5 protein-coding genes are annotated in these 7,051 nt (G+C 65.5%); 4 read left to right on the top strand and 1 reads right to left on the bottom strand.

Going from position 1 to position 7,051, the window contains the following annotated elements; genetic code table 11:
- Positions 1-39 precede the first annotated feature (39 nt).
- Complete coding sequence (locus RT456_RS02550) at positions 40-897, bottom strand: EamA/RhaT family transporter (protein WP_313342068.1); 858 nt, start codon at positions 895-897, stop codon at positions 40-42.
- A 55-nt stretch (positions 898-952) separates the two neighbouring features.
- Between RT456_RS02550 and RT456_RS02545 the strand changes: the two genes are divergently transcribed.
- The 4 genes from RT456_RS02545 (at position 953) to RT456_RS02530 (ending at position 6,967) form a co-directional block, all read left to right on the top strand.
- The gene (locus RT456_RS02545) at positions 953-1,627 is read left to right on the top strand and encodes a CocE/NonD family hydrolase (protein ID WP_313342066.1); all 675 of its coding nucleotides are present in this window, start codon (positions 953-955) and stop codon (positions 1,625-1,627) included.
- Positions 1,624-2,724 carry a cell division protein ZapE gene (gene zapE / locus RT456_RS02540; RefSeq protein ID WP_313342064.1) on the top strand — a complete coding sequence of 367 codons (1,101 nt, stop codon included), beginning with the start codon at positions 1,624-1,626 and terminating at the stop codon, positions 2,722-2,724. The genes RT456_RS02545 and zapE overlap by 4 nt, the downstream gene beginning before the upstream one ends.
- Before the next feature lie 644 nt (positions 2,725-3,368).
- The gene (locus RT456_RS02535) at positions 3,369-5,753 is read left to right on the top strand and encodes a ribonucleoside-diphosphate reductase subunit alpha (RefSeq protein ID WP_313342061.1); all 2,385 of its coding nucleotides are present in this window, start codon (positions 3,369-3,371) and stop codon (positions 5,751-5,753) included.
- A gap of 194 nt (positions 5,754-5,947) precedes the next feature.
- Complete coding sequence (locus RT456_RS02530; RefSeq protein WP_313342059.1) at positions 5,948-6,967, top strand: ribonucleotide-diphosphate reductase subunit beta; 1,020 nt, start codon at positions 5,948-5,950, stop codon at positions 6,965-6,967.
- Positions 6,968-7,051 lie beyond the last annotated feature (84 nt).

Below are 7,051 nucleotides of genomic sequence, written 5' to 3'. Positions count from 1 at the left end.
ACGCCGGTAGAGCCACGCCCTGCGTGGCTGCCCGCGGTATCACCCCCACGCAATAAACCCGATCGCCACCACCGCCAACGCCAACCCCGCGCGGTTCCACCGCGTGGTCGGCTCGCCGAACGCGAACACCCCCACCAGCGCCCCCAGCACCACCACGCCGATGTTCATCCCGGCAAACACCGTGGCGGGGCTGTCCGGCAGCGCCTGGTGCGCATGCACGTAAAACAGGATGTTGCCGCCATTGAGCAGGCCCAGCAGCGCACCCGCGCCCAGGTTGCGAACCTCCAACCGGCTGCGCCCGCTCCCATGCCGCCACAGCTGCACCCCCAGCATCAGCACGAAGGCGATGCTGAAACAGGCCAGCAGCGCCGCCATCGACGGCGTACCCGACAGCGCCACCTGCTTGAGCAGCACGTCCACCAGCGCAAACCCCACCCACACCGCCAGCAGCCAGCGCCAGCTGCTGCCGTCACCGCTCACCGCCGGCCCACGCGGGCGCAGGCTGATGCCCACCATCGCCACCAGCCCCAATCCCAACCCGAGCAGCTTCAGTGGCGTGGCGTCCTGGCCAAAGAACAAAAACGCGGCCAACAACGACAACAGCAGCGACAACCGCTGCGCCACGTCGGTACGCACGATCCCGGCTACCGCCACCGCGCGGCCCAGCACCAGGAACAGCGAGGGCAGCACCACCGCCAGCAGCAGCAACGCCGGCCACGGCGCATGCGACGACTGCAGCGCGTCCAACGGCGGGCGCAGCACCAACGCCGTGAGTGCGGCGGCCACCAGGTAATTCCAGGTCACCATCTGCCCCACATCCAGGCGGCGGCGGGCGGCCAGCTTCAGCAGCACCGACACCAGCACGCTGCAGACCACGCTGAAAAGCAGATAGAACATGGGGTTCCAGGCAGGCGCGGCGGTCAAGCCCGCGGGGGAGCGGTATTATGACGCCATGCACAATCCCCCATTCCCAACTGAAAGCGGCACGCTGACGCTGGCCGGCCCGGTCGGCGCGCTGGAAGTGGTCGTCGACCTGCCCAAGGCGGACGTGCCGGCCCAGCCGGTCGTGGCGATCGTCTGCCACCCGCTGTCCACCGAGGGCGGCACCCTGCACAACAAGGTGGTGACCATGGTCGCCACCACCCTGCGCGAGCTGGGCATCACCACCGTGCGCTTCAACTTCCGCAGCGTTGGCGCCTCGGAGGGCAGCTTCGACCACGGCAACGGCGAGCAGGACGACCTCAAGGCCGTGGCCGCCTGGGTGCGCGAACAACAGCCGCACGCCACCCTGTGGCTGGCCGGTTTCAGCTTCGGCGCCTTCGTCTCGCTGCGCGCCGCCGCCGACCTCCAGCCCGACGTGCTGGTCTCCATCGCGCCGCCGGCCGGGCGCTGGGACTTCGACGGCGTACAGCCGCCGGCCAACTGGCTGGTCATCCTGGGCGAAGACGACGAAATCGTCGATCCGCAGGCGGTCTATGACTGGCTGGAGGAGCTGGGCGCCCCGCACGAACTGGTCCGCATGCCCGAGACCAGCCACTTCTTCCACCGCAAGCTGATCGACCTGCGCGGCGCGCTCACCCACGGCCTCAAGCATTGGCTGCCCAACCCGGACAGCGCCAGCGCATGAGCGATACCGCACTGACCCCGTCGCAGCGCTACGCCGACGGCGTGGCCCGGGGCGAATGGCAGAACGATCCGGCCCAGCACGCCGCCCTGGCCGAACTGGACCGGATCCACATCGCCCTGGTGGACAGCGCCCAGGACGGCTGGCTGGACCGCCTGTCGGCGTTCTGGAAGAAGCCCGAGCCGGTCAAGGGCCTGTACTTCTGGGGTGGGGTGGGGCGCGGCAAGACCTTCCTGGTGGATCTGTTCTACGACGGCCTGCCGATCGAACAGAAGTACCGCACCCACTTCCATCGGTTCATGCGCGGCATCCACGAGCGCCTGCGCGAGCACCAGGGCCAGAGCGACCCGCTCGCCCGGATCGCCCAGGAATGGCGCAACAAGCTGCGCGTGCTGGTGCTGGACGAGTTCTTCGTCACCGACATCGGCGACGCCATGCTGCTGGCGCGCCTGCTCGAGCGCCTGTTCGCCGAGGGCGTCACTCTGGTCACCACCTCCAACACCGCCGTGGAGAACCTGTACCTGAACGGCCTGCAGCGCGACAGCTTCCTGCCGGCCATCGGGCTGCTGCAGACCTACTGCGTGGAGCTGTACGCCGAAGGCACCGAGGACTACCGCATGCGCGCGCTGACCCGCTCGCCGGTGTACCAGTCCCCGCGCGACGCCGGCAGCGATGCCTGGCTCGGCGAGCGCTGGGCCGCGCTGAGTGGCGGGCAGCCGGCCAAGCCGGGCAACATCGAGATCGAAGCGCGCAAGATTCCGGTGCGCGCGCGCGGCAAGAGCATCGTCTGGTTCGACTTCAAGGCCCTGTGCGAAGGCCCGCGCGGCCCGTCGGATTACATCGAGATCGCGCACGAGTTCAACACGCTCTTGCTCGGCGACGTGCCGCATTTCGACCGCATGAACGAAGATGCCGCACGCCGCTTCGTGAACCTGATTGACGAGCTGTACGACCGCCACGTCAACCTGGTCTGCACCGCCACCGACCTGCCGGTCGCGCTCTATTCGGGCACCCGCCTGCAGGGCGCCTTCGAGCGCACCGCCTCGCGCCTCATAGAGATGCAGAGCGCCGAATACCTGGGCACGCCCCACAAGGCGTGATTGCGCCGCCGGAATCGAGGCACGCGCCTGTGGCGTGGCGTACGCCGCCTGCCGGCGGCCGGACATCACGCCCGAACCGGGGCACGCGTCTGTGGCGTGGCGTTACGCCGCCTCCTTACGCGTAGGGACACGCCATGCGTGTCCGCGCGGTGCCCGCCACCCCACGTTTGTTACGCCCACGTGATGCCCATCGTTCCGTTTTTCGCGCCCCTGCATCGCATCAAAAACACGGCGCAGCCGCTTGACTGCGCACTCCCTTTCGACGGGTCGCAACCGTTCGTCGGACGCCCCGCGCGCCGAATCCTTGCGCCACAAGGGATTGACCAGATTCACAAGATTTGGCGTTGACGGACCCCCATACCCCCACTATCTTGTGGCCGTCGGTCCCCTCGACCACAAGTCGAAGGGTCCAACGGGCCCAACGCCCACCGACAACCGCATGCCGTACAGGGTGCGGCGCTGGTAGCGCCAGTCTCCGGGGGGAGATGACCGGTGAAGCAAGGGGAAGCGTCCGCAGCGCCGTTGCGCTGGTCGCGTCCCATGCGACACCGTCAGTCCACCCTGAGACCCGAGTGCACCGGTCCCACGCCTGCCCCCCGCAGGCGACCCTGTACCACCCCAAATCACGCCCAGAGGAAAACGCCGTGAGCACCGAAACCAGCGCAGCCACCGACCAGGAAAGTGAATTCCTGTTGACCTCGCCGCCGACCGCGATGGCCATGAGCGTTACCAAGCGCAATGGCACCACGGAACTGGTGGATCTGAACAAGATCGTGCGCGCGGTGCAGCGTTCGGCGGAAGGCCTGCATTCGGTCGACCCGATGCGCGTGGCCACCCGCACCATTTCGGGCCTGTACAACGGCGCCACCACGCAGGAGCTGGACGAGCTGTCCATCCGCACCGCCGCCCTGCTGATCGGTGAAGAACCCGAGTACGGCCGCCTCGCCGCGCGCCTGCTGGCCAACTACATCGCCAAGGAAGTGTCGGGCCAGGAAATCCACGCCTTCTCGCAGTCGGTGGGCCGTGGCCACGAAGTGGGCCTGATCAACGACCGCCTGCTGAACTTCGTGCAGACCAACGCGCGCAAGCTCAACGATGCCATCGACATCGGTCTGGACCTGAACTTCGATTACTTCGGCCTGCGTACCCTGTACGACCGCTACCTGCTGCGCCATCCGCACACCCGCAAGGTGATCGAGACCCCGCAGCAGTTCTTCCTGCGCATCGCCAGCGCGCTGAGCGAGGACGTGCCGGAAACCCTGGCCCTGTACAAGCGCATGGGCAGCCTGGATTACCTGCCCTCCAGCCCGACCCTGTTCAACTCCGGCACCACCCACGAGCAGCTGTCCTCGTGCTTCCTGCTGGATTCGCCGCAGGACTCGCTGGAGTCGATCTATTCCAAGTACGGCGATATCGCCCAGCTGTCCAAGTTCAGCGGCGGCATCGGCGTCAGCTACACCCGCGTGCGTTCGCGTGGCTCGCTGATCAAGTCCACCAACGGTCATTCCAACGGCATCGTGCCGTGGCTGAAGACCATGGATTCGTCCGTGGCCGCCGTGAACCAGGGTGGCAAGCGCAAGGGCGCGGCCTGCGTGTACCTGGAAACCTGGCACGCCGACATCGAGGACTTCCTCGAACTGCGTGACAACACCGGTGACGAATCGCGTCGTGCGCACAACCTGAACCTGGCCAACTGGATCCCGGACCTGTTCATGAAGCGCGTCGAAGCCGACCAGGAATGGTCGCTGTTCGATCCGCGCGTGGTGCCCGAATTCACCGACCTGTTCGGTGAGGCGTTCGAGCAGGCCTACCTGCAGGCCGAAGCACAGGGCAAGGCCAACCGCACCATCTCCGCGCGCAAGCTGTACTCGCGCATGATGCGTACCCTGGCCGAGACCGGCAACGGCTGGATGACCTTCAAGGACAAGTGCAACCGCGCCAGCAACCAGACGCTGCGTGCGGGCAACGTGATCCACCTGTCCAACCTGTGCACCGAAATCCTGGAAATCACCTCGGCCGAAGAAACCGCGGTGTGCAACCTGGGCTCGATCAACCTGGGCAACCATTTCGATGCCCACGGCGAGTTCGACTACGAGAAGCTGGCCGACACCGTGCGCCTGGCCATCCGCCAGCTCGACCGCGTCATCGACCTGAACTTCTACCCGATCGAATCGGCACGCCGCGGCAACCTGCGCTGGCGTCCGGTTGGCCTGGGCTGCATGGGCCTGCAGGACGTGTTCTTCCGCAAGCGCCTGGCCTTCGACAGTGCCGAAGCCCGCGCGCTGTCGAAGAAGATCGCCGAGACCATCTACTTCCACGCGCTGGAAACCTCGGTCGAACTGGCCCAGGAACGCGGCAAGCACCCGTCCTTCGCCGACACCCGTGCCGCCAGCGGCGAGCTGCAGTTCGACGCCTGGAACGTGGTGCCCGAAGATGCCGCACGTTGGGACGCCCTGCGTGAGCGCATCAAGGAACACGGCCTGCGCAACTCGCTGATGATCGCGATCGCCCCGACCGCGACCATCGCCTCCATCGCCGGCTGCTACGAGTGCGTCGAGCCGCAGGTGTCGAACCTGTTCAAGCGCGAAACGCTGTCGGGCGACTTCCTGCAGGTCAACCGTTACCTGGTCACCGAGCTGAAGAAGCTGGGTCACTGGACCCCGGAAATGCGCGACGCCATCAAGCTGGCCGAAGGCTCCATCCAGGGCATCGTCCAGATCCCGGAAACGCTGCGCAACGTGTACCGCACCGCATGGGAACTGCCGATGCGTTCGCTGATCGACATGGCCGCCGAGCGCGGTGCCTTCATCGACCAGTCCGCCTCGCTCAACCTGTTCATGGAAAGCCCGAACATCGGCGCCATGTCCTCCATGTACATGTACGCCTGGAAGCAGGGCATCAAGACCACCTACTACCTGCGTTCGCGCCCGGCCACCAAGATCGCCAAGACCACCGTCAGCAGCTACACCCCGGTGGAAGCCGTGGCCTGCTCGCTGGAAAACCCGGAAAGCTGCGAGGCGTGCCAATAAAAGGCGTGCCGGCCTTCACGGCCGGCGCCCGCCGGGTGCACCGACCAACGGTCGGTGCCTACCCGGTCGAACACCACATTCGGTAGGTACCGACCGTTGGTCGGCACAATATTCGGTAGGTACCGACTGTTAGTCGGTACAAATTCGGTAGGTACCGACTGTTAGTCGGTACGCCCCAGAAGGAAAGAAACACCATGGCCGACAAGCCGACCCAAATGCTGCTCGATCCCGGTTTTGAACTGACCCTGCGCCCCATGCGCTACCCGCAGTTCTACGACATGTATCGCAACGCGATCAAGAACACCTGGACCGTGGAAGAGATCAACTTCCAGATCGACATCAGCGACCTGCATGGCAAGATGTCGCCGGGCGAGCGCCACCTCATCCACCGCCTGGTCGCGTTCTTCGCCACCGGCGACTCGATCGTGTCCAACAACCTCGTGCTGAACCTGTACCAGCACTTGAACGCCCCCGAAGCGCGCATGTACCTGTCGCGCCAGCTGTACGAAGAAGCGCTGCACGTGCAGTTCTACCTGACCCTGCTCGACAACTACCTGCCCGATCCGGACGAGCGCGCCAAGGCGTTCGACGCCGTGGAGAACATCGACTCCATCAAGCAGAAGGCCGACTTCTGCTTCAAGTGGATCGACTCCATCCAGAACCTCAAGCGCATCGAAACCCGTGACGAGCGCCGCCAGTTCCTGCTCAACCAGATCTGCTTCGCTGCGTGCATCGAAGGCCTGTTCTTCTTCGCCGCCTTCGCCTACGTGTACTACTTCCGTTCGCGCGGCCTGCTCAACGGCCTCGCCTCGGGCACCAACTGGGTGTTCCGCGACGAGAGCGCGCACATGGAGTTCGCCTTCGAATGCGTGGACGTCATCCGCGAGGAAGAGCCGGACCTGTTCGACGATGCGATGAAGCAGCAGGTCTATGACATGCTGGCCGAAGCGATCGAATGCGAAGTGAAGTTCGCCGAAGACGTGCTGTCCGGCGGCGTGGCGGGCATTTCCACCCGCGACATGCGCCACTACCTGCAGCATTGCGCCGACAATCATTTCCACCGCCTCGGCATGGAAAAGAAGTACAACGTGCGCAACCCGCTGAGCTTCATGGAACTGCAGGACGTGCAGGAGCTGACCAACTTCTTCGAACGCCGCTCCTCGGCCTACCAGGTGGGCGTGAAGGGCGAAGTGTCGTTCGACATGTCGTTCTGATCCAGCCGCACCACGTGAAATGAAGAGCCCCGGCACTGCCGGGGCTTTTTCGTTTCCGTTCGCATCGCTGCCGTATCATCCCCG

The organism is Stenotrophomonas sp., from assembly GCF_032099025.1.
Classification (GTDB): domain Bacteria; phylum Pseudomonadota; class Gammaproteobacteria; order Xanthomonadales; family Xanthomonadaceae; genus Stenotrophomonas.
The sequence above is the reverse complement of the archived record's forward strand: the minus strand, read 5'-3'. Positions and strand labels throughout refer to the sequence as shown.

Excerpts from the sequence above, each read along its gene's own strand:
- RT456_RS02550 (WP_313342068.1), bottom strand. The coding sequence starts at position 897 with ATGTTCTATCTGCTTTTCAGCGTGGTCTGCAGCGTGCTGGTGTCGGTG.
- RT456_RS02545 (WP_313342066.1), top strand. The coding sequence starts at position 953 with ATGCACAATCCCCCATTCCCAACTGAAAGCGGCACGCTGACGCTGGCC.
- zapE (WP_313342064.1), top strand. The coding sequence starts at position 1,624 with ATGAGCGATACCGCACTGACCCCGTCGCAGCGCTACGCCGACGGCGTG.
- RT456_RS02530 (WP_313342059.1), top strand. The coding sequence starts at position 5,948 with ATGGCCGACAAGCCGACCCAAATGCTGCTCGATCCCGGTTTTGAACTG.